At 65.7% G+C, this 21273-nt stretch carries 18 protein-coding genes; 11 read left to right on the top strand and 7 right to left on the bottom strand.

The annotated features are described in order from the left end of the window. The 5 genes from A5906_RS39485 to garD form a co-directional block, all read left to right on the top strand. On the top strand, positions 1–653 hold a 653-nt coding region (locus A5906_RS39485), incomplete at its 5' end, for a LysR substrate-binding domain-containing protein (RefSeq protein WP_245327139.1). A 129-nt stretch (positions 654–782) separates the two neighbouring features. Next, the gene (kdgD, locus tag A5906_RS39490; protein WP_080140459.1) at positions 783–1727 is read left to right on the top strand and encodes a 5-dehydro-4-deoxyglucarate dehydratase; all 945 of its coding nucleotides are present in this window, start codon (positions 783–785) and stop codon (positions 1725–1727) included. A 26-nt stretch (positions 1728–1753) separates the two neighbouring features. Then, positions 1754–3097 carry a glucarate dehydratase gene (gene gudD / locus A5906_RS39495; protein WP_080140460.1) on the top strand — a complete coding sequence of 448 codons (1344 nt, stop codon included), beginning with the start codon at positions 1754–1756 and terminating at the stop codon, positions 3095–3097. Between the two features lie 23 nt (positions 3098–3120). Further along, positions 3121–4569, top strand: a complete 1449-nt coding sequence (locus tag A5906_RS39500) for an aldehyde dehydrogenase family protein (RefSeq protein ID WP_080140461.1) — start codon at positions 3121–3123, stop codon at positions 4567–4569. Positions 4570–4711: 142 nt separating this feature from the next. Continuing rightward, positions 4712–6253, top strand: coding sequence for a galactarate dehydratase (gene garD / locus A5906_RS39505; protein WP_080140462.1), 1542 nt, complete (start codon positions 4712–4714; stop codon positions 6251–6253). Between the two features lie 113 nt (positions 6254–6366). Here garD and A5906_RS39510 read toward each other — a convergent pair whose 3' ends face one another. Further along, on the bottom strand, positions 6367–7107 hold the full coding sequence (locus A5906_RS39510) for a hypothetical protein (RefSeq protein WP_080140463.1): 741 nt from the start codon (positions 7105–7107) through the stop codon (positions 6367–6369). Between the two features lie 5 nt (positions 7108–7112). After that, on the bottom strand, positions 7113–8000 hold the full coding sequence (locus A5906_RS39515) for a MipA/OmpV family protein (protein WP_167523593.1): 888 nt from the start codon (positions 7998–8000) through the stop codon (positions 7113–7115). Between the two features lie 341 nt (positions 8001–8341). Between A5906_RS39515 and A5906_RS39520 the strand changes: the two genes are divergently transcribed. The 3 genes from A5906_RS39520 to A5906_RS39530 all read left to right on the top strand — a co-directional run bounded on the left by A5906_RS39520 (position 8342) and on the right by A5906_RS39530 (position 10836). Beyond that, on the top strand, positions 8342–9022 hold the full coding sequence (locus A5906_RS39520; RefSeq protein WP_080140464.1) for a response regulator transcription factor: 681 nt from the start codon (positions 8342–8344) through the stop codon (positions 9020–9022). Beyond that, positions 9019–10380, top strand: a complete 1362-nt coding sequence (locus tag A5906_RS39525) for a sensor histidine kinase (RefSeq protein WP_080140465.1) — start codon at positions 9019–9021, stop codon at positions 10378–10380. Before A5906_RS39520 ends, A5906_RS39525 begins: the two co-directional genes overlap by 4 nt. A gap of 186 nt (positions 10381–10566) precedes the next feature. Further along, entirely contained in the window at positions 10567–10836 is a 270-nt protein-coding gene (locus A5906_RS39530) for a hypothetical protein (RefSeq protein WP_080140466.1), read from the top strand. 53 nt (positions 10837–10889) lie between these two features. Here the strand turns inward: A5906_RS39530 and A5906_RS39535 are convergent, their stop codons facing one another. Then, a complete protein-coding gene (locus A5906_RS39535) occupies positions 10890–11246 on the bottom strand; it encodes a hypothetical protein (RefSeq protein WP_080140485.1) in 357 nt (118 codons plus the stop codon). A gap of 354 nt (positions 11247–11600) precedes the next feature. Here A5906_RS39535 and A5906_RS39540 point away from each other — a divergent pair, with 354 nt between their 5' ends. Beyond that, complete coding sequence (locus A5906_RS39540) at positions 11601–12740, top strand: hypothetical protein (RefSeq protein WP_080140467.1); 1140 nt, start codon at positions 11601–11603, stop codon at positions 12738–12740. Between the two features lie 89 nt (positions 12741–12829). Here A5906_RS39540 and A5906_RS39545 read toward each other — a convergent pair whose 3' ends face one another. Both A5906_RS39545 and A5906_RS39550 read right to left on the bottom strand, forming a co-directional pair. Beyond that, a complete protein-coding gene (locus A5906_RS39545; RefSeq protein ID WP_080140468.1) occupies positions 12830–13429 on the bottom strand; it encodes a DUF2147 domain-containing protein in 600 nt (199 codons plus the stop codon). Between the two features lie 188 nt (positions 13430–13617). Beyond that, the gene (locus tag A5906_RS39550) at positions 13618–14646 is read right to left on the bottom strand and encodes an NAD(P)/FAD-dependent oxidoreductase (RefSeq protein WP_080140469.1); all 1029 of its coding nucleotides are present in this window, start codon (positions 14644–14646) and stop codon (positions 13618–13620) included. Between the two features lie 182 nt (positions 14647–14828). Between A5906_RS39550 and A5906_RS39555 the strand changes: the two genes are divergently transcribed. Further along, positions 14829–15296, top strand: coding sequence for an acyl-CoA thioesterase (locus A5906_RS39555; protein WP_080140470.1), 468 nt, complete (start codon positions 14829–14831; stop codon positions 15294–15296). 15 nt (positions 15297–15311) lie between these two features. Here A5906_RS39555 and A5906_RS39560 read toward each other — a convergent pair whose 3' ends face one another. After that, positions 15312–15632 (bottom strand): 2Fe-2S iron-sulfur cluster-binding protein, encoded by a 321-nt coding sequence (locus A5906_RS39560; protein ID WP_008143731.1) that lies wholly within the window; start codon positions 15630–15632, stop codon positions 15312–15314. Between the two features lie 175 nt (positions 15633–15807). Continuing rightward, positions 15808–16182: an Hpt domain-containing protein gene (locus A5906_RS39565; protein ID WP_136615818.1), complete on the bottom strand. Its 375-nt coding sequence runs from the start codon at positions 16180–16182 to the stop codon at positions 15808–15810. 397 nt (positions 16183–16579) lie between these two features. On the opposite strand from A5906_RS39565, the gene A5906_RS39570 reads away from it, so the two are divergent. Then, the coding region (locus tag A5906_RS39570; RefSeq protein ID WP_245327140.1) for an apolipoprotein A-IV repeat region-like domain-containing protein at positions 16580–21273 on the top strand (4694 nt) is incomplete at its 3' end.

Consider the following 21273-nt stretch of genomic DNA (forward strand, 5'->3'; position numbering starts at 1 on the left):
GCATCGCACTCGGCAAGACCGGCTCGCTGAAGATCGGCTTCACCGCAGCCGCCGCCTACGGCTTTCTGCCCGAACTCGTCGCGGCCTGCCGCGCCAAGCTGCCCGAGGTGGACTTCTCGCTTAAGGAGATGGTGTCGGGCGACCAGTTCGAGGCGCTGACCTCGGGCCAGATCGACGCCGGCCTGCTCCGGCCCCCGATCGCGCGGCCCGAGCTGACCAGCCGCCGCGTCGTCGCCGAGCCCCTGCTCGCCGCGATCCCGAAGAAGCATCCGCTCGCCAATGCCGACAGCATCACCATCAAGGACTTCGACGACCAGCCCTTCGTGATGTATTCGCCCTATGAGAGCCGCTACTTCCACGACCTGCTGGTGGCCCTCTTCACCCGCGCCGACGTGCTGCCGCGCTACGTGCAGCATCTCAGCCAGATCCACTCCATCCTCGCCATGGTCCGCGCCGGCCTCGGCCTTGCCATCGTGCCGGCCGCGGCCGCGAGCCTGAAGATCTCCGACGTGCGGCTGCGTCCCCTGAAGCTGCGCACCCGTGTCCCGGTCGAGCTGTTCATGGTCTGGCGCCGCGAGGACGAGAACCCGTTGCTGTCGGCGCTGGTCAAGATCGCCGGTGAATTGTCCTCCGCGGAGACGATGGAAGATTGATGCTCAATCCGCATTGGTCGATATAGGCTTTGGCTTGGACGCGCATCGAACGGTTGCCTAAACCACGGCGCATGGACGCGCAGCCTTCTCCTTGCGTCCTCCGCAACACGCAATAAGTGAGCCGCGCCCATGAGCAAGATGACCCCGCAGGAAATGGCCCAGAAGATCGGATCGGGCCTCCTGTCCTTCCCCGTCACGCCCTTCAAGGCAGATTATTCCTTCGACGAGGCGACCTACCGCGCCAACATGGACTGGCTGTGCGGCTATGATGTCGCAGGTCTGTTCGCCGCCGGCGGCACCGGTGAGTTCTTCTCGCTGACGCCGACCGAGGTTCCTGAGGTCGTCAAGGTCGCCGTCGACGAGACCAAGGGCCGCGTGCCCGTGCTCGCCGGCACCGGCTACGGCACCGCGATCGCGCGCGAGATCGCGATCGGCGCGGAGAAGGCCGGCGCTGACGGCCTGTTGCTGCTGCCGCCCTACCTCACCCATTCCGAGCAGGAGGGCCTTGCCGCCCATGTCGAGGCGGTCTGCGCCGCCGTGAAGATCGGCGTCATCGTCTACAACCGCGACAACGCCATCCTCCAGCCCGACACGCTCGCGCGCCTTGCCGAGCGCTGCCCGAACCTCGTCGGCTATAAGGACGGCATCGGCGACATCGAGCTGATGACCCGCGTCTACACCAAGCTCGGCGATCGCCTGACCTATGTCGGCGGCCTGCCGACCGCCGAGACCTTCGCCCTGCCCTATCTCGACATGGGCGTGACGACCTATTCCTCGGCCGTGTTCAACTTCGTGCCGGAATTCGCCACCAATTTCTACGCCGCCGTGCGCAAGCGCGACCATGCGGCGATCCACGCCGGCCTGAAGGATTTCATCCTGCCGCTGATCGCGATCCGCAACCGCAAGAAGGGTTATGCGGTCTCGATCATCAAGGCCGGCATGAAGGTGATCGGCCGCGATTCCGGTCCGGTCCGTCCGCCGCTCACCGACCTCACCGAGCAGGAGATCGCGGAACTGGCCGCGCTGGTGAAGAAGCTGCCCGCCGCACGATCGTCACAACAGGCTGCAGAATAGCCGAACACAACAGGGAGGAGCATGCGATGGCCCGGACCGAGATTTCTGGCGCACCGGTGGTCACGGCGATGCAGGTGATCCCGGTCGCGGGCCGCGACAGCATGCTCCTCAATCTCAGCGGCGCGCATGCGCCGTTCTTCACTCGCAACATCGTCATCCTCACCGACAATGCCGGCCACACCGGCGTCGGCGAGGTGCCGGGCGGGCAGAATATCTGGCAGACGCTGCAGGACGCCCGCGATCTCGTGATCGGCAAGACGGTCGGCGCGATGAACAACATCCTCGCCGAGGTTCGCACCGCCTTTGCCGACCGCGACGCCGGCGGCCGCGGCAAGCAGACCTTCGACCTCCGCGTCATGATCCACGCGGTCACCGCGATCGAATCCGCGCTGCTCGATCTGCTCGGCCAGCACCTCGGACTGCCCGTCGCCGCCCTGCTCGGCGAAGGCCAGCAGCGCAAGAGCGTCGAGACGCTCGGTTATCTCTTCTTCGTCGGTGATCGTCGCAAGTCGAAGCTCGACTATGTCACGGGCGAGACCGGCAAGGCGGAATGGTTCAACCTCCGCCACCAGGAGGCGATGACGCCCGAGACCGTGGTGCGGCTCGCGGAGGCCACCCATGACCATTACGGCTTTGCCGACTTCAAGCTCAAGGGTGGCGTGCTCCGCGGCGAGCAGGAGATCGAGGCCGTCACCGCCATCGCAAAGCGCTTTCCCAACGCGCGCGTCACGCTCGACCCCAATGGCGCCTGGTCGCTCGACGAGGCGATCGGCCTCTGCAAGGGCATGCACGGCATCCTCGCCTACGCCGAGGATCCCTGCGGCGCCGAGGCTGGCTTCTCCGGCCGCGAGATCATGGCCGAGTTCCGCCGCGCCACGGGCCTGCCGACCGCGACCAACATGATCGCCACCGACTGGCGGCAGCTCTCCCATGCGCTGCGCCTGGGGGCGGTGGACATCCCGCTCGCCGACCCCCATTTCTGGACCATGCAAGGCTCGGTGCGCGTGGCCCAGACCTGCCGTGACAACGGCCTGACCTGGGGCTCGCACTCCAACAACCATTTTGACATTTCGCTCGCGATGTTCACCCATGTCGGCGCCGCCGCTCCCGGCAAGGTCACCGCGATCGACACCCACTGGATCTGGCAGGACGGCCAGGCGCTGACGCAAGAGCCGCTCCAGATCAGGGGCGGCAAGATTGCCGTTCCGGACCGGCCGGGCCTCGGCATCGAGATCGACCGCGCCGCCATCGAGGCCGCGCATGAGCTCTACAAGAAGCATGGACTTGGCGCCCGGGATGACGCTATGGCCATGCAGGACCTGATCCCCGGCTGGACGTTTGACGACAAGCGTCCCTGCCTCGTGCGTTAAAAACGTTCCCCTGGAGGAAAAAGATGACTGCGATCCTGAAGAACTTCATCGGCGGCGAATGGGTCGACGGCTCCGGCGTCACCAAGAACATCAACCCCTCCAACACCAACGACCTCGTCGGCGAATACGCCAAGGCCGACAAGGCGCAGACCGAGAAGGCAATCGCCGCCGCCAAGGCCGCCTTCCCCGCGTGGGCACAGTCGACCCCGCAGGTGCGCTATGACGCGCTCAACAAGATCTCGACTGAAATCCTCGCCCGCAAGGAAGAGCTCGGCCGTCTGCTCGCCCGCGAAGAAGGCAAGACCCTCCCCGAGGGCATCGGCGAGGTCGCCCGCGCCGGCCAGATCTTCGCGTTCTTCGCCGGGGAAGCGCTGCGCCTGATCGGCGAGAAGGGCGCCTCGGTCCGTCCCGGCCTCGACGTCGAGCTCACCCGTGAGCCGGTCGGCGTCGTCGGCATGATCACGCCCTGGAATTTCCCGATCGCGATCCCGGCCTGGAAGATCGCGCCGGCGCTCTGCTACGGCAACACGGTGGTATTCAAGCCGGCCGAGCTGGTGCCCGGCTCGGGCCACGCGCTCGCCGAAATCATCACCCGTTCTGGCATCCCCGCCGGCGTGTTCAACCTCGTGGTCGGCTCCGGCTCAGTGGTCGGCCAGACCCTGCTCGAGCACCCGGATGTCGCCGCGATTTCCTTCACCGGTTCGGTGCAGACCGGCCGGAAGATCGCGCAGGCCTGCGTGCTCTCCAACCCCATGAAGAAATTCCAGCTTGAGATGGGCGGCAAGAACCCGCTGGTCGTGCTCGACGACGCCGACCTCAAGACCGCCGTCGAGGTTGCCGTCAACGGCGCCTATTTCTCCACCGGCCAGCGCTGCACCGCCTCGTCTCGACTGATCGTCACCGAAGGCATCCATGATCGATTCGTCGCGGCCATGGCCGAGCGCCTGAGCGGCCTGTCAGTGGACGACGCGCTCAAGGCCGGCGTCCATATGGGCCCGGTGGTCGACCAGAGCCAGCTCGACCAGGACCTGCGCTACATCAAGATCGGCCAGGACGAAGGGGCCAAGCTCGCCTTCGGCGGCGAGCTGCTCAAGCGCGAGAACCCCGGTCACTATCTGCAGCCGGCGCTGTTCACCGAAGCCAACAACAATATGCGCATCGCGCGTGAGGAAATTTTTGGACCGGTCGCCGCCGTCATCCGGGCCAAGAACTACGAGGAAGCGCTCGCGATCTCCAACGACACCGAGTTCGGCCTCGCCTCCGGCATCTGCACCACAAGCCTGAAATACGCCTCGCACTACAAGCGCAACAGCGAGTCCGGCATGGTGATGGTCAACCTGCCGACCGCCGGCGTCGACTATCACGTGCCGTTCGGCGGCCGGAAGGGCTCGAGCTATGGCGCCCGCGAGCAGGGCTCCTATGCGCGCGAGTTCTACACGACGGTGAAGACGGCTTATACGTTCCCCGGCTGATAGGCCGAGATCGTGGGGTGGGTTAGCGCAGCGTGACCCACCTCTTCTGCCTCCAAGGGTAAAGACATTGTTGGGTTGCGCCGAGTGATTGCGCTTCGCGCAATCACGGAGCTAACCCAACCTACAAATTCCGGAGTCCTCGATGGACCAGGACGTCGCGGCGAAAGAGCAGCCCCGCTACATCAAGCTCCACGAGCGCGACAATGTCGCGATCGTGGTCAATGATTTCGGGCTTCCCGCCGGCTCCCGCTTTGCCAGCGGACTGACGCTGCGCGCCTTCGTGCCGCAGGGGCACAAGACCGCGCTGATCGACATCGCGGAAGGCGCACCGATCATCCGCTATGGCGAGATCATCGGCTACGCGCTGTCGCCGATCCTCGCCGGCGAATGGGTGGACGAGGCGCGCATCCGCATGCCGGAGGCCCCCTCCCTCGACAAGCTGGAAATCTCCACCGCCGTCCCCGCGCCGCTGCCGCCGCTCGAAGGTTTTACCTTCGAAGGCTACCGCAATCCCGATGGCTCGGTCGGCACCAAGAACATCCTCGGCATCTCCTCCTCCGTGCAATGCGTCAAGGGCACGATGGAATATGCGGTGAAGCGCATCCGCGCCGAGCTGCTGCCAAAATACCCCAACGTCGACGACGTGGTGCCGCTGACGCATGCCTATGGCTGCGGCGTCGCCATCACCGCGCCCGACGCGGTGGTGCCGATCCGGACCCTGCAGAACCTCGCACTCAACCCGAATTTCGGCGGCGAGATTCTGGTCGTCGGCCTCGGCTGCGAAAAGCTCGCGCCCGAGCGCCTGGTGCCGGAAGGCGTGAACGACGCCATCGTGCGCATGCAGGACGAAGCCTTCGACGGCTTCGGCGCGATCGTCGATGCGATCATGACCCAGGCCGAGGCGCGTCTGAAGGTGCTCAACAACCGCAAGCGCGAGACCTGCCCGGCTTCCGATCTCGTCATCGGCCTGCAATGCGGCGGCAGCGATGCCTTCTCCGGCGTCACTGCCAACCCCGCGGTCGGCTTTGCCGCAGACCTCCTGGTGCGCGCCGGCGCCACCGTGATGTTCTCGGAAGTGACGGAAGTGCGCGACGCCATCCAGCTTCTCACCCGGCGCGCCATCAACGAGGATGTCGGCCGCGCGCTGGTGCGCGAGATGGCCTGGTACGATTCCTATCTCGCCCGCGGCGGCGCCGATCGCAGCGCCAACACCACGCCCGGCAACAAGAAGGGCGGCCTCGCCAACATCGTCGAGAAGTCGCTCGGCTCGATCGTGAAGTCCGGATCATCAGCCATCACCGGCGTGCTCTCGCCCGGCGAGAAGGCGACGCAGAAGGGCATGCTGTTCGCGGCAACGCCGGCAAGCGACTTCATCTGCGGCACGCTCCAGCTCGCCTCCGGCATGACCTTGCAGGTGTTCACCACCGGCCGCGGCACGCCTTACGGCCTTGCCGCCGCGCCCGTGATCAAGGTCGCGACCCGCAGCGAGCTTGCGCGGCGCTGGAAGGACCTGATCGATTTCGACTCCGGTAGCATCGCCACCGGCGAGAAGACCATCGAGGAATGCGGCTGGGACCTGTTCCGCCTGATCCTCGACGTCGCCTCCGGCCGCACCAAGCCGTGGTCGGATCGCTGGGGTATCCACAACGACCTCACGCTGTTCAATCCAGCGCCGGTGACATAGAGTGTTTCGAGCGAAGTGGACACCGGTGCGCGTAAAGAAAACGCGCCAAAACAAGAATCTGGAGGCCCGTTCCGATTCGATCGGAACGGAAATGACTCTGGCGGCCAACCGGCTCACTGGCCGTCAATCAGGTGCATGTCGCCCAGCGTGACGGGAAGACTGCGCGTGATCAGGTCGCCGATCGCTGCACGCAATCGCTCGTTTGAAGCCGGGCCGTCAAACGTCGCATCGACCGGCCCGCTCGGACCTGCGAGTCGCAACGTCCCCGTATTGTCGAGCGGCGCGGCCGCCCGCTTCTCGATCACGTCGAACGACTTCCCCTCGATCACGCGCACTTCGTACAGCGCGTGGATCAGCCCGTAATCTGCAAGCAGCGTCCGGTATTGGGCGAGCCCGACGCCCTCGACATTGCGGCCATTTCCGAGTTTCGATCTCGCCCGCGTGATGACGATGTAGGCGTCCAGCCCCTGCGGGGCGACATCGCTGCGAACCAGCTCCTTGAAGGGATCGCTCCGCAGGAGATTGACCGGCGCAACCGCCGAATCCCTGATCGCCGCGAACGCAGCGCGCCTGTAGCTCACCGCCTGCACGCGAAAGCGTCCGCTCAGCAGTTTCGTTGTTTGCTGAACAATCAGCTCGTCGAGCCCCCATGCGCTGATCGAGACGCTCTGCCCGGTATTGCCGAGCCCGGTCAGGCCAGCCTGCGTCAGGCTCATCTCCTCGCCGATCGCCGAGACGATGCCGACGGTCTTGATCGCCTGGAGTTTCGTCGCACGCGTCTCGAACGCCGCAGCGGCGCTGAGCGCAACGCAAGCGATCGCGAGACCAATCCAAAGAATGACACTGCGGCGCATGACGGCTATCGAATCCTGAAATCGAACGAATAGGACGCGCCGAGGCCAATCGTGGTCTGGTTCGACGATCCCCGCAGCTTCACCAGCGGACTGTCCGCGACATCGCCCAGCAGCTTCTCGTATTCCACATAGGCATGAACCTCCCACTGCGGATTGATGCGGTAGGAGATCTGGCTGCCGAAGCCGACCGAGTGCGCCCCGCCCCTGGCATTGTACGTCGGCAGCCCCGACGCCAGCGCCTGCGCGGCATCGACGCCGAAATACGGCGCAGTCGCCTTGGTGCTCCTCCAGGTGAAGCGCGGGCCGGCCGAGATCGTCAGCCGCTGGATCAGTGGCACGATGACGTCGGCGGAAACATCGGCGACCGTTCCGGTATGGCCCCCCATGCCCTGGCGCAACTCGCTCCGCAGGCGCAGCCAGTCCACCGGATAATATTCGGCGAAGCCGCCGAGCTCATAGGCCGCCTTGACGTCACCGAGACCTGTCAGCTCGGCATATTTGTCGCTCTTGCGCGAGGCGACGTATTTGAACGCGGGGCCCGCGCGAAAATTGCCGACGTCGAGCAGTGCTATGCTGGCGCTGTCGCGCGGTCCGCGAAACTGGTCGACCGAGCCGGCGCGGCGGATGGTGAAGATCGGGATCGGGAGAAACTTGCCGTTCTTCGATCCGACGAACTCGGGCTTGTATTCGCCGCCGATGCCGACCATGACAGTCCAGTTTCCGGATGGCGACGGCAGCATCGGCAGTTCGAGTGGCGGGGCTGGCAGCGTGAACGCGGTCTGCGCCGACGCCGGTTGCGCGGTCGCCATGATTGCACCGAGTGCGGCAAGGCAGGCGGTCGTCCACCGCGCATTCGCCGTGAGGCGGAGAGCGGCTTCGTCAAAATACTTCATTGCGGGGCCCCGGACCGGCCGTACTGGCCGAGTCGACTGATGTGGTTAGGAGCCCAGCATGTGGTCCGGCAAAATTGCCCCAAGATTGCAACGGCCGACTGCCCCTGCGACATTCCGCGCCAGGACGCGCCATCGGACCAACATTGCGCGAACATTGCCCCGGGTGCCGTCACGCGCACAAGTTTTGACCGTGCGCGCTGTTCAACCCCTCCGTTCCTGCCATTTATTCGCCAAGCTCGCTGCCTTAAACGGAACTCGCGCACGAACCGAAATGCCGGACTTCGGTCAGGAAGCGTCAAGATCGGGGCTTGTTGCCCCAGATAGAGTCAAGGACGACCCGCGTGCGCTCGCTCGTGATCGAAGACGAACCGCAGATCGGCGCCTATGTCAGCCGGCTGCTCGGACAATTGCACGGCGTCGTCGACCTCGTCGGTTCGATTGCCGATGCCCGTCAGGCGCTGCACAATTTCAAATATGATCTCGCGATCGTCGACCGCATGCTGCCCGACGGCGATGCGCTCGAGGTGGTCGCGGCGCTGAGCCAGTCGCCGCAGCGCCCCGCAATCATCATGCTGACGTCCAAGGACACCAAGGAGGACGTCGTCGACGGTCTCAACGGCGGCGCCGACGACTATCTCGGCAAGCCGTTCGAACCGCAGGAGCTGCTTGCGCGGGTGCGGGCGGTGCTGCGCCGGCCCCGGCTGCTCGCGCCTGCCGTGCTGTCGCTCGGCAATGTCGAGCTGCATCTCGGCAGCAACGAAGTCGTGGTCGCCGACAGGAAAATCCTGCTGCGGCGGCGCGAGGCGCTGATCCTGGGCGCACTGCTGATGCGGCGCGACCGCGTCATCACCCGCGCCGCCCTGATCGAGGAAATCTACGGTTTCGACGACGAGATCGAATCCAACACGCTCGAAGCGCAAGTCTCGCGCCTGAGGAAGAAGCTGGCGGCGTTCGGCGGCGACGTCGAGATCCGCAGCATGCGCGGCATCGGTTACATCCTGCGGCTGGCGCCGCCGCGATGAGGTCGATCGCCCGAACGTTTGCGTTCTCCCTCGGCATCGCCGCCACAGTGATCTTCCTGGCCATGCTCGGCCTCTTCATCTGGCGTTACCCGACCGAAGAGCGCGAGTTCAGGGCGTGTCAGGTCGTGGCCGCCGTTCTCGATCGCGCAACGGTGATCGAAGGGCAAAAACTGACAGTACGTTCGACCCCTGCGATCGAGGAATTGAAGGCCGACAGCCCAAATCTCTGGTACGTCGTGTCCGCGGGCGACCTGCTCAACGAGTACGGCAGCGAACACCGGCCCCCCCTTCCCTTCGTGTTTCCCTACCACGGGCCCATCGGCTCATCCGTTTTCAGCACGCTCGACCAGAAGAGCACCTTCTGTCTCTCCGCCGTGCAGCGGGGCTCGTTGCGGCTCGCGATGATGGTCGGGGAACCTCAGGTTCGCTTTGGCCGGATTGCAAGGACTTTTCTCCTCCGCAGGGTCTTTTCGATCATACTGGTGGCGCTGGCCTTTGCGGCAACCGTCGCCATCGGCTCGGCGCTGACCGCACGTTTCGTCTCACGCGGCATCGAGCGGGTTGCGCGTCGCGCCCTTGCGATCGACCCCTCGGCCCCGCAAGGCCTGATCTCTCTGTCCGAAGTCCCCATCGAGCTGAAGCCGCTGGTGAAGGCGCTGAACCGCGCCTTCGGCGAGATCGACGCCTATATCCGGATGCAGCGCCGCTTCCTCGGCAATGCCGCCCATCAGCTCCGCACGCCGCTGACGCTGCTGCGCGCAAAGATCGACGACGTGCCCGATCCGGCCTTGAAGGCCGAGCTGGTGCGCGACGTCCGCCGCCTGACGTCGCTGGTCTCCGCCATGCTTGACCTGGCGCGCCTGCAAAATCACGCGATCGAAAAGCGGCCGATCGATCTTGCCGCGATCACGCTGGACGTGCTGGCCGATTTCGGTCCTTCGGCGCTGGACGCCGGCATCGAGCTTGCCCTGGAGCGCGCCGACGAAGGACCATTCCTGGTGCAGGGCGTGGACGCCGCCATACGCAGCGCGCTTGCCAATCTTGTCGGCAACGCGCTCATCCACGCCCGTGGTGCGCGACGCATCGTCGCCACGCTCGGCCGCGGCAGCATCTCGGTTGAAGATGACGGCGCAGGCCTTCCCGACTGCGCCGAGCACAAGCTGCTGGAGCCGTTTCAGACCGGCAATAGCACAGGCGACGGGGCCGGCCTCGGCCTGTCGATCGTCCGCGAGATCATGGCCGCCCATGGCGGCGAGCTCGTCCTCGCCTCCGGGCCCGGCCGCGGCACGACGATGCGCCTGCGCTTTCCCGAGGCTGCGGCGGCCAGCTCGCGGCAGCCGGTTCTGGAGGCGCGCTAGAGCGTCGCCTTTGCGCGAAACCGTCCGGAAACATTGGCGCGAAAAACTTCGTCCTCGTTTCATCCTTTCGCGCCAAGCAACCAATATGTGCGCGGACGGCGACGGGAATGTTCGCGCGCGAGCGAACCTGCCCCGGCATCACCGCGACCAAACCTCCGATTGACATCTTTCACGGAGATTTTCCAAATGCGCGTTCTCTCGATGATTGCCCTTGCCGGAGCAATGATTGCCAGCTCCGCCGCCGCGTTCGCCGGCGAGCTTCCCTCTTACGAAGTGAAGTCGTTCCCGATCTCGGCGACGCAGGTGCAGGTGCTCGGCGGCGCCGGCGTCGAGGAGCAGTCGACCGCGCCCGCGATGATCGTCGCCGGCATGCCCGCTTCCCCCGCTCAGCTTTCGGTGCTGTCGCCGCGCGTGAAGCGGCTCGCCAGCGTGAATTCGGACAGCGAGTCGCGCTAAAGCTTTCGCATTGCTGGCGGCGCCCGCATCTGATGCCGGCGCCGTCAGCGTTTTTACGTCATGCTGCCCGGCATGAAGCAGCGCACGCGCGGGTGGCCGTCGATATAGTGCTTCCACACCATGGTGCGGCCGATCTTGTTCGGCTCGGTGATCACGGCTCCCTCTGGCACAACGACCCATTCGCCATCGAGATGCACGCGGTAGCGCCCCTTGTCGGATTCCCAATCGACATCGGCAACCACATAGCCGTCGGCGTCCGAGCAGCACTGCCCGAATTCGCTGTGCAGGCTCTCGAACCAGGGCTTGAGCGGCGAGTTGGCGTAGCGGCCGTCGTCGCGCGCCAGCGCTGATGTCGCCAGCAGCGCCGTCAGGCCGAGCAGCATCGCGGCACACGGTCTTGCGAGTCTCATGTCGTCTTCCCGCGGATCGAAGTCAGCGCCGCGAAGGACAGCCACCATCGTTCGCCTTCCGCACATTGGCGGCAGGCGGTGAGACGGCGACTCGCTCCCCTGCAGCTTTGCGACAGCTATGCAAATCCGGCGCCAGCGCGCAGTCCGGACAACTACTGCCGGACCCTGTTGCCCACACCTGCGTGCACGTCCCGCATGCTCAGCGCGCCGGCGGTTTGTCGCGCATTTTCGAGGCTTTCCTTGTCGCACCTCAACGTGTACGAACGTGGCCGCGAAACTTATCGCATTTGTTTAACCGGCTGTTTCGATTAGAGAATCAGGTGACGGCGTGACTGGCATTGGACCGGCAGCGCTATGACTTCGAGAGAGTTGCTCCCTGGCCAGCAGGACGCGACCGATCTGTCCGCAAACCAGGTGCAGTTTGCGCTGGTGATCTCGCGCATGCTGGAGACGGTGAAGGACGACGCGGACGCCAGGCGGCAGATGGTCTACGACCTTGCCCGCTACAAGCTCCAGGAGCAGTTCACCTACGCCGACGCCAGAAACATCGACCAGATGAAGCGGGCGCTCGAGGTCGCCATCGAGGAGGTCGAGAAGTTCTCGCGCGAACAGGCGCCGCTGGAGCGCCTGCCGCAACAACAGCTCGCCTCGTCAAAAGAGACCGGCGGCGTTCTGATGTCCGGCGATGCCACCGTTCTCAAGTCGGGGATCGAGACATCGCGCGGCAAGCTGCCTGCGGCCTCGGGCCCGCTGCTTCCGGTGATCAAGCGGACGGCGGCCATCCTGCTTGCGTTTGGCGCAGTCATCCTGATCGTCTCGAAGCGGGACAATATCGCAGCGCTTCGCCGGCAGATCGCCTCCCAGCCCGCGGAGATCGCGCAGGTCACGCCCAGGCCGGAGACGACGATAGCGGTCGCCAAGCCGGAAATGGTGACACCCGCCGCACCGGCCCCGACGCGCGTGCTTCCCACCGACTACGGCATCCACGCCCTGATCGACGACAAATCGCTGGCGGAGCTGACCGCGACCGGCGTGATGGCGCCGGACATGCGGATTGCGATTTCACCGGAGTTCAGGAAGCCCGATCGGCCGCATCTGCCGAATGGGCGCGTCAAGTTCATCGTCTTCCGCCGCGATGTCGCGAGCGCGATTCCCGAACGCGTCGAGGTTCGGCTCGTGGCGAAGATCGCCAGGGAATTTTCCAGCGACGCCGCCGGCAAGGCGCTCGCTGGCGGAGACGATGTCGGCGTCATTCGCAACTTCGCCTATCCGTTCCGGGCCTCGCCGATTCCGGGCAAGGCCGAGATGTACGAACTGCACACCGGCGATTCAGAGCTGGAGCTTCCGCCGGGACATTATGTCCTGAGCCTGGGCGCGCAGGCCTATTATTTCCAGGTCGACGGCGAGATCACCGACCCCAGGCAGTGCCTCGAGCGTGTCGTCGCCGGCAACGGCACCTTCTATGCGCCGTGCAAGAAGGCAAAGGCGTATTGAGGTCGTAGCCCCCGGGTGAGCGTCGCGACACCCGGGCTCCCGCACATCGCTTCGCCCATGCGGGCGGCAAGAAAAACGCGAAAACAGCCCTACTGCTTGGGCGCCGGCGCCATCATCGCGCCGCCCTTCTTGGTTGCGGCTGCGGGCGCGGGCTTGGTCGCGGCCGCCTGCGCGGGCAAATATTTGGCGACGATGGCGGGATCGACCTGGGCGATGTTGGTGTCGGGCAGGCGCGTCCAGGTCTCGTCCTTGCCGAGCAGCGCGATGCCGAGATAGCCGCGCAGGGTCAGGGTCTGGCCATCGGGACTGACCTTCATGTTGGCCTTCCAGATCTGGCCGTCGCGCGGATTGAGCACGTTGCCGCCTTCGTACTTCAGGCCCTCGCGCTTCATGTTGCGGACGAAGGAGATGCCGAGCACCGGCGCATTCTTGCGATCGTCGGTGCACTTGCTGCAGACCTCGTTCGGATCGTCGCCGGGCCGCGGGAAGGTTTTAGCGATCACGCCTTCGAAGATGCCGCTGTGGTCGATGAAGAGAAACCATCCGACCGTCTTGCCGTCCTCGACCTTCTGCCAAAGGCCGGCAGCCGTCGGCTCCGCGGTCTGCGCCGCGGACGGGCTTACCGCACCGAGCGACAGTGCGAGCGCGAGGAAGGGCAGCAGCCGAAAGCTGGAAAAGAGAGTCCGCATTATCATCACCTTGCTGAGCCAATCGCCTTGCTGACCCAAAGCTTCGCCAGGCCAAAACTTTGCCGAGCCAAGACTTCGCCAAGCCAAGACTATCCTAAGCCAAGACCGGAATGGCCGCACACTACGGCGATTTCGCGAACGGTTCCAGCACCAGAAACATGGGGCATTGCCGTCCCGCGCCCTCGCCGTCAGTTGACTCCGAGCTTCTTTTGCAGGCTGGACGACGAGGTCGTGTACTGGAACACGAGCCGCTTCTCCGGATAGACATAACGGTGGGCTTTTTGCGACATCAGCGCGCCCTCGTGGAAGCCGCACAGGATCAGCTTGATCTTGCCCGGATAGGTGTTGATGTCGCCGATGGCGAAGATGCCGGGCACGTTGGTCTCGAATGCGCTGGTCTCGACCGGCACGAGGTTGTTCTCGAGCGCAATGCCCCAGTTCGCAACGGGGCCGAGCTTCATGGTCAGGCCGAAGAACGGCAGCATGGTGTCGCAGGCAACCTCCGTGATGCTGTTGTCGTTGCCCTTGACGGTCGCGCCGGTGAGCTTGCCGTCGGCGCCGGAGAGCGCGGTGACCTGGCCGAGCCGCAGATCCATCTTGCCGCCGGCAACCAGCGCGCGCATCTGCTCGACGCTGTGAGGGGCCGCACGAAACTCGTCGCGCCGGTGCAGCAGCGTGATGCGCTTGGCGAGCGGATGGAGGTTGAGCGTCCAGTCGAGCGCGGAATCGCCGCCGCCGACGATCAGCACGTTCTTGTCGCGGAACGTCTCCATCTTGCGCACGGCGTAGTGCACCGAGGTGCCCTCGTAGGCCTCGATCCCCGGCACCGGCGGACGCTTGGGCTGGAACGAGCCGCCACCGGCCGCGATCACCACCACCTTGCATTCGAACACCTTGCCGGCGTCGGTGGTGCAGCGAAAGGCGGGATCGCCGATCTTCTCCACCGTCTCGATCATCTCGCCGAGATGGAAGGTGGGGTGGAACGGCTTGATCTGCTCCATCAGCGCGTCGGTGAGCCCCTGCCCCGAGACCTGCGGGATGCCGGGAATGTCGTAGATCGGCTTTTCCGGATAGAGCTCGGCGCACTGGCCGCCGACCTTGTCGAGGATGTCGACGAAATGGGCCTTCATGTCGAGAAGGCCGAGCTCGAAAGCGGCGAACAGACCGCAGGGGCCGGCGCCAATAATCAGCACATCGGTTTTGATCACGTCGCTCATGTCGTCTCTTTATCGGTCGTTATCGGTTGGACGGCGCCCGTTGGGCAGAGGTGACCCTGCCTGTCTAGCCAACGGGGATGGATCAGGGAAGGCATAAAAGCGGGAGCGCCCCGCGGTTGCGCCCACTTGCCGGGCCAAAATAACTGGGCTGTAACGAGGATGGATATGACGGAGATCAATCGGTGAACGCACCAAGCCGCCTCGATACGACGCCGCGCCTGGAGGACTTCCCTTTTCGCCTCAGCGACAACGTCCGCTTCGGCGATCTCGATCCGAACCAGCACGTCAACAACGCCGTCTACGCCACCTATTTCGAGACCGGCCGTGTCACGCTGATGAAGCTTCCCGAGTACGGCCTGACCCCGCCGGGCCTCGCCTGGATCATGGTGCGGCTGGACATCCATTTCCGCGCCGAGTTGCACTGGCCGAACACGATCGAGCTCGGGCTCGGCGTCGTGAAGCTGGGACGAACGTCAGTGACCTTCGAGCAGGTCGTGTTTTCGAACGGGAAATGCATTGCCTCAGCGACGTCCGTCGGCGTCCTGCTCGACGAGGCGACGCGCCGGCCAGCACCGCTGACCGCAGAGGTGATCGAGAAGTTCAGACCCTGGCACAAGCGCGGCATCGAGGTCGCGCCGTCCGGCATCTAGTCTATCGAGAGACGATCAGGCCTGACGTTCCGGCGTCGCCACGACCAGCCCGTCGAGCTCGTCGGAAACCTTGATCTGGCAGGACAGGCGCGAGTTGGGGCGCACGTCGAAGCCGAAATCCAGCATGTCCTCTTCCATCGGCGTCGGGCTGCCGACCTTCTCGCGCCAGGCTTCGTCGACATAGACATGGCAGGTCGCGCAGGCACAGGCCCCGCCGCATTCGGCTTCGATGCCGGGAATGCTGTTGCGGATGGCGGCTTCCATCACGGTCGCGCCGTTCTCGATTTCCACCGTGCGGGTTTCGCCCTTGTGGTCGACAAAGTGAATCTTGGCCATGTGTGCTCGTGCTGCCGCGATGTTGGGAATGAAGGAGGGTCCGGGCTGTCCTATAACGGGTCGGTTAGCCCGGCGCCATAGCGTTTTCGAGCGGTGAGGATCCCGGTTCGCGCACAGAAAATGCGCCAAATCCAACGACTAGCGCGCAGGCGCCCACATTTATGGCGGCGCCAGACTAATGCTTCAGGATCTCCGCAATCGCAGCACGGACCTCGGTCACGGCCTCCTTCAGCGCAGCAAGCGCGTGGGACCGGTTGTGGCCGCTGAGGGCCGCTGTCTCGAGGCTGGCGGCCGCGTCGGCCACCGCGAAGGCGCCGACCCCCCGGGCCGAGCCCTTGAGCGTGTGTGCGAGCGCACCGGTCTCGGCCGGCAGCGACGCCATCGCCGCGAGCAGGCGGACGGCCTGCTCGGCGAACATCGCCAGCACTTCCTGTTCCAGCTCAGTGTCGCCTAGCGTCATCCGGGAGAGGTGGTCAAGGTCGAGCGGGCTGTCGATGGGCGCAAGCGGGGGCGAGGGCATCCAGTCCATCCGTTGCAGTTCAGGCGTCATGGCGCTGGCCCCGGCATCGCGCGATCGTTCCGCCGGTCCGGCGGTGCGGTTCGCCCCACCCAAGCATGAAAATGGTTAACGAAATGTTTGGGACGATTTACGCAAATCCGCCCGTTTATTGACGAAAAGTCGCCGCAATCGGCCGGGTTCCGTGGAGAATTCCATTGATTGCTAAGGCGTTACGGCGCGATCCTGTTAACGATGATTAAGATTGTCTTAATCGCGGGCATTTCATTCGCCACGCTCTGCCAATAGGATGTTGCGGAAATTGGCGGACAAGCCGTCCGGGTGGGGACGGCTCGGAGATCCGCATAAGCGGCATGATCCGGTCTGTGGGCTTGCGTAGCGCGCGGGGCTCGCGGGGGGCGTGTACAAGTAACGAGGGCTCGGACTGAACATGGCGAACACTCCCAAAAAGGTCAAAGACCCCACAGAAGTTGCGCTTTCTGCAATCCAGGAAGCCCTGAACATCAGCGATACCGCAGCGGACACCAGCCGCAACGCCTCGATGCGCAACGAAACGGCGCCGCAGGTCGCGCCGCCGCCGCCCCCGATCTTCGACGAGCCGAGCTTCGAGCCGCGCCCCGCCGCCAACGAGCGGGCGACCGTGTTCGATCCGGTCGAGGAGCCGCGCACCGCGCGCCGCGCCGCCAATGACGACCGCGAGACCATCGGCCAACTGCTGCAGGCGCTTCAGAAGGGCCGCCCTGCCCGCAGCGTCTATACCTTCGCTACCATCTTCGCCGGCGTCTGGCTCGCCGCCTGTGCCGCCCTGACGGTCGGTTTCCTGCCCTCGATCCAGGCCGCCATGGGCCAGAGCGGCGGCGTGCTCGTCATCGCTGGCCTGATCGCGATGTTCTTCGCACCGATCATGCTGTTCTACTTCCTGGCGAGCCTGGTCTGGCGCGGCCAGGAAATGCGCATGATCGCGCAGGCGATGGCGCAGGTCGCGATGCGCTTCTCCGAGCCTGAAGGCTCGGCCTCCGATTCCATGGTCACCGTCGGCCAGGCCATCCGCCGCGAGGTCGCGGCGATGGGCGACGGCATCGAGCGCGCGATCGCGCGCGCCGGCGAGCTCGAGACGCTGGTCGCCAACGAGGTCGCCGCGCTCGAGCGCGCCTATAGCGACAACGAAGTGCGCATCCGCGCCCTGCTCCAGGACATCGCGCATCAGCGCGACAACCTGGTCGGCCAGGCCGAGCAGGTCCGCAGCGCCATCTCCGGCGTGCAGATCGACCTGCGCCACGACATCGCGCTGATCTCGGACGCGATCGCCTCGCGCGTCGACGAGGTCGCAAAATCCATCACCGGCGCGCTCGAGGAGCGCGGCGCCCACATCACCCAGGCGCTGAGCAACGCCGGCGACAACATGATCCTGGCGCTCGGCGAGCGTGGCGGCGACCTGCTCGATCGCCTCGAAGAGGCCAGCAACGAGACCACGCGCGCCGTGCTCGACGCCAGCGAGCGGCTGACCACCAGCCTCAACTTCAAGACCGGCCATGTCCACGACGAGTTCGTCGATCTCGCCGACCGCGTCCACGAGATGCTGAACGAGCGCATCGACCGCATCACCGGCGAGTTCGAGCAGCGCTCCTCGGCGATCGTCGACGGCATCTCCGACCGCACCGAGCAGGTGCACGACAGCCTCAAGAACTCGTCGGACTCGCTGCTGCTGGAACTCGAGCTGCGCTCCAACGACATCTCCGCCAAGATCGACGACGCCGGCCACCGGCTCGCCAGCCAGATCATGACGAGCGGCGACAAGGCGAGCGAGGCGCTCGACGCCACCGTCAACACCCTCGTCGCCAAGGTCGTGAGCCAGACCGAGACCGCGCACGACTCGCTGTCGCTGCAGATGAGCGCCTTCGACGAGCTGGTGAAGAACCAGGGCACCGAGCTGGTCGAGAAGTTCGCCCGCGACTCTGGCACGCTGGGCGCGCTGATCACCCGCCACATCTCCGAGTTCGACCGCACCGTGAAGACGTTCGGCGGCGAGATCGTCGAGCGCATGGGCCAGCGCACCCAGGACATCCATGAGTCGCTGAAGACCTATGTCGACAATTTCGACACCCGCTTCACCTCCAACGGCGGCCAGATCACCGCCGTGCTCGACCAGCGCCTGCTGCAGTTCGAGACCACGATCGGCGAACGCGTGACCCATCTCGACGCCTCGCTGAACGGCAAGATCGCCGGCCTCGACAGCACGATCGAAGGTCACATCAAGACCTTCGACACCCAGCTCATCGGCCGCGTCGCTGCGCTCGAACAATCGTTCGATACCCGCGCCAAGTCGATGACCGAGACCATCGACGGCCGCCTCAACACGCTCGCGACGTCGCTCACCGAGGGTGCCGCACAGGCGATCCAGTCGATCGACTCCCGCCTCACCCACCTCACGACGTCGCTCACCGACGGCGCTTCGCAGACCATCGAGACGATCGATTCGCGCCTCAACCACCTCACGAGCTCGCTGACCGATGGCGCGTCGCAGACCATCCAGTCGATCGACACTCGCCTGACCCACCTCACGACGACGCTGACGGGCGGCGCGACGCAGGCGCTCGAATCCATCGACTCCCGCCTCACCTACCTCACCACCGCCGTGACCAACGGCGCGTCGCAGGCCGTGCAGTCGATCGACACGCGCCTGTCGCTGCTGACCTCTACGCTCACCGACGGCACCGCACAGGCCATCGAGGCGGTCGACCGCCGCATCACCGGCGTCACCGAGATCATCGACGGCCGCAGCACGCATCTGACCGACACGGTCACGGCGCGCTTCCAGGACATCCAGCAGGCCATCGAGACCAAGGTCGGCTCGGTCGCCAGCGACATCGACGTGCGCGTGGCGCAGTTCGAGGACCTGCTCGGCTCGCGCGTCGAGGCCGTCGCCGGCCGCATCGAGAGCAGCGGCCGCCAGGCCAGCGAGGACATGATGTCCCGCGCCGAGATGATCTCGACCGCGATCCGCTCGCATGTCGAGGACGCCGAGCGCTCGCTCACCAACCTCGTCGTCAACACCAGCGAGACGATCCAGACCGGTGCGCGCACCGCCCAGCAGTCGCTGATGACGGTCTCCTCCGACGTCAACGCCCAGCTCAAGATGACCTCCGCCGAGGTCGAGCGCGCGCTGACGGCGGTCGGCACCGGCGCTGCCAACTCGATCCTGACCAGCGCCCGCGAGGCGCAGTCGACCCTGGTGGCGGCTTCGGGCGATGCGTCCAACCAGATCAAGGGGCTCGCGGCCGACGTCGAACGCACGCTGTCGGCGGCCGGTTCTGCGACCGCGGCCTCGATCCTGGCCGGCGCCCGCGAGGTGCAGACCACGCTCGTCACCGCATCCTCGGACGCGGCCAACCACGTCAAGACGCTCACCACCGACGTACAGCGCTCGTTGTCGATGGCCGGCGCCACCACGGCGGAATCGATCACCGCCGGCGCCCGTGACGCGCAGAGCGCGCTGATCGCGGCCTCGACCGAGACCGCCAACCAGATCAAGGCGCTGTCCTCGGACGTGCAGCGCTCGCTCTCGACGGCAGGCACCGCGACGGCCGAGACCATCATGACCGGCGCCCGCGACGCCCAGAGCACGCTGGTCACGGCATCCTCGGATGCGGCAAGCCAGGTCAAGTCGCTCGCGGCCGAAGTGCATCGTTCGCTTTCGCAGGCGGGACAGTCGACCGCCGAGGCGATCACGACCAGCGCCCGCGACGCCCAGAGCACCCTTCTGGCTGTCTCGGCAGAACAAACCGGCCAGGTCCGTTCGCTCGCGGCCGAGATGCAGCGCGCGCTGGCGACCGCCGGCGGCGCCACCATCGAGGCGCTCACCAGCGGCGTGCGCGAGGCCCAGGGCACGCTGATCTCCGCCTCCACCGATGCGGCGAGCCAGATCAAGTCGCTGACCACGGATATCGAGCGCACGCTGACCTCGGTCGGCGCCGACACCGCCTCGACCATCCTCAACAGCGCGCGTGAGGCCCAGATCTCGCTGACCTCGACCTCGGCGGATGCGGCGAGCCAGATCCGCACGATCTCGACCGAGATCGAGCGCGCTCTGAGCACGGCCACGACGAACGCGACCAGCGAGATCCAGACCAGCGCGCTGAACGCCCAGAACGCACTGATCTCCGCCTCCAACGAGGCGAGCTCGCGGGTCAAGTCGAGCTCGGCCGACGTCGAGCGCTCGGTGCTCGCCGCCTCGAGCAGCTTCGGCCAGGCCATGACCGGCAAGACCGACGAGATCGTCACCTATGTGCAGCAGCAGGCCGACCGTCTGTCGAGCATGATCGACGCCAAGCGCGGCGCGCTGGTCGATGCGATCGGCTCCAAGACCAGCCAGCTCACGCTCGACATCGACCGCGTCACCTCCGACGCGCTGAAGTCGATCGAGACGCGCGGCCATGCCTTCTCGCAGACCATGATGGGCAACGGCTCCGAAGTCGCCCGCACCATCAACGCGGCGAGCGAGATGGCCACCGGCGCGGTAGGCAAGTCGCTCAAGGACCTCGAGCAGGCCTCGCGTTCCGCGATCGACCAGTCGCGCCAGGTCTCGATCGCGGCCGTCACCGAGATGCAGGAGACCAGCAAGATCCTGCGCACCGACACGGTCGCCCTGTTCGAGCGTCTGCGCGAAGGCAACATCCTGCTCCAGGAGGTGCTGACCGGCGCGCACGACAACCTCAACTCGCTGGAGCGGGCGCTGGTGACGCGTGTCGCCGACTTCGTCTCGGCGATGAACGACGTCACCTCGCGCAACGGCGCGGCGACGCAGAACCTGGAAGACCAGCTCAACGTGTTCAACAGCAAGACCACGAAGGCGCTGCAGGATCTCGGCGAGCTCTCGACCCAGTTCGACAAGCACGGCAAGGCGCTGGTCGATGCCGCGCAGGTCGTCGAGCAGAGCAACAAGAACACCACCGCCTCGCTCGCCGAGCGCAAGCAGGCGCTGGAATCGCTCGTCACCACGATCGACCTGCGCACGGCCGATCTCGACCAGCGGCTGTCGCGCTTCACCGGCCTGCTCGATGAATCCCTGGCCGCGGCCGAAGAGCGTGCCCGCGACATCGCCCGCGTCGTCGCCGAGACCGCCGG

Source organism: Bradyrhizobium sacchari, from assembly GCF_002068095.1.
In the GTDB taxonomy this organism is placed as follows: Bacteria; Pseudomonadota; Alphaproteobacteria; order Rhizobiales; family Xanthobacteraceae; genus Bradyrhizobium; species Bradyrhizobium sacchari.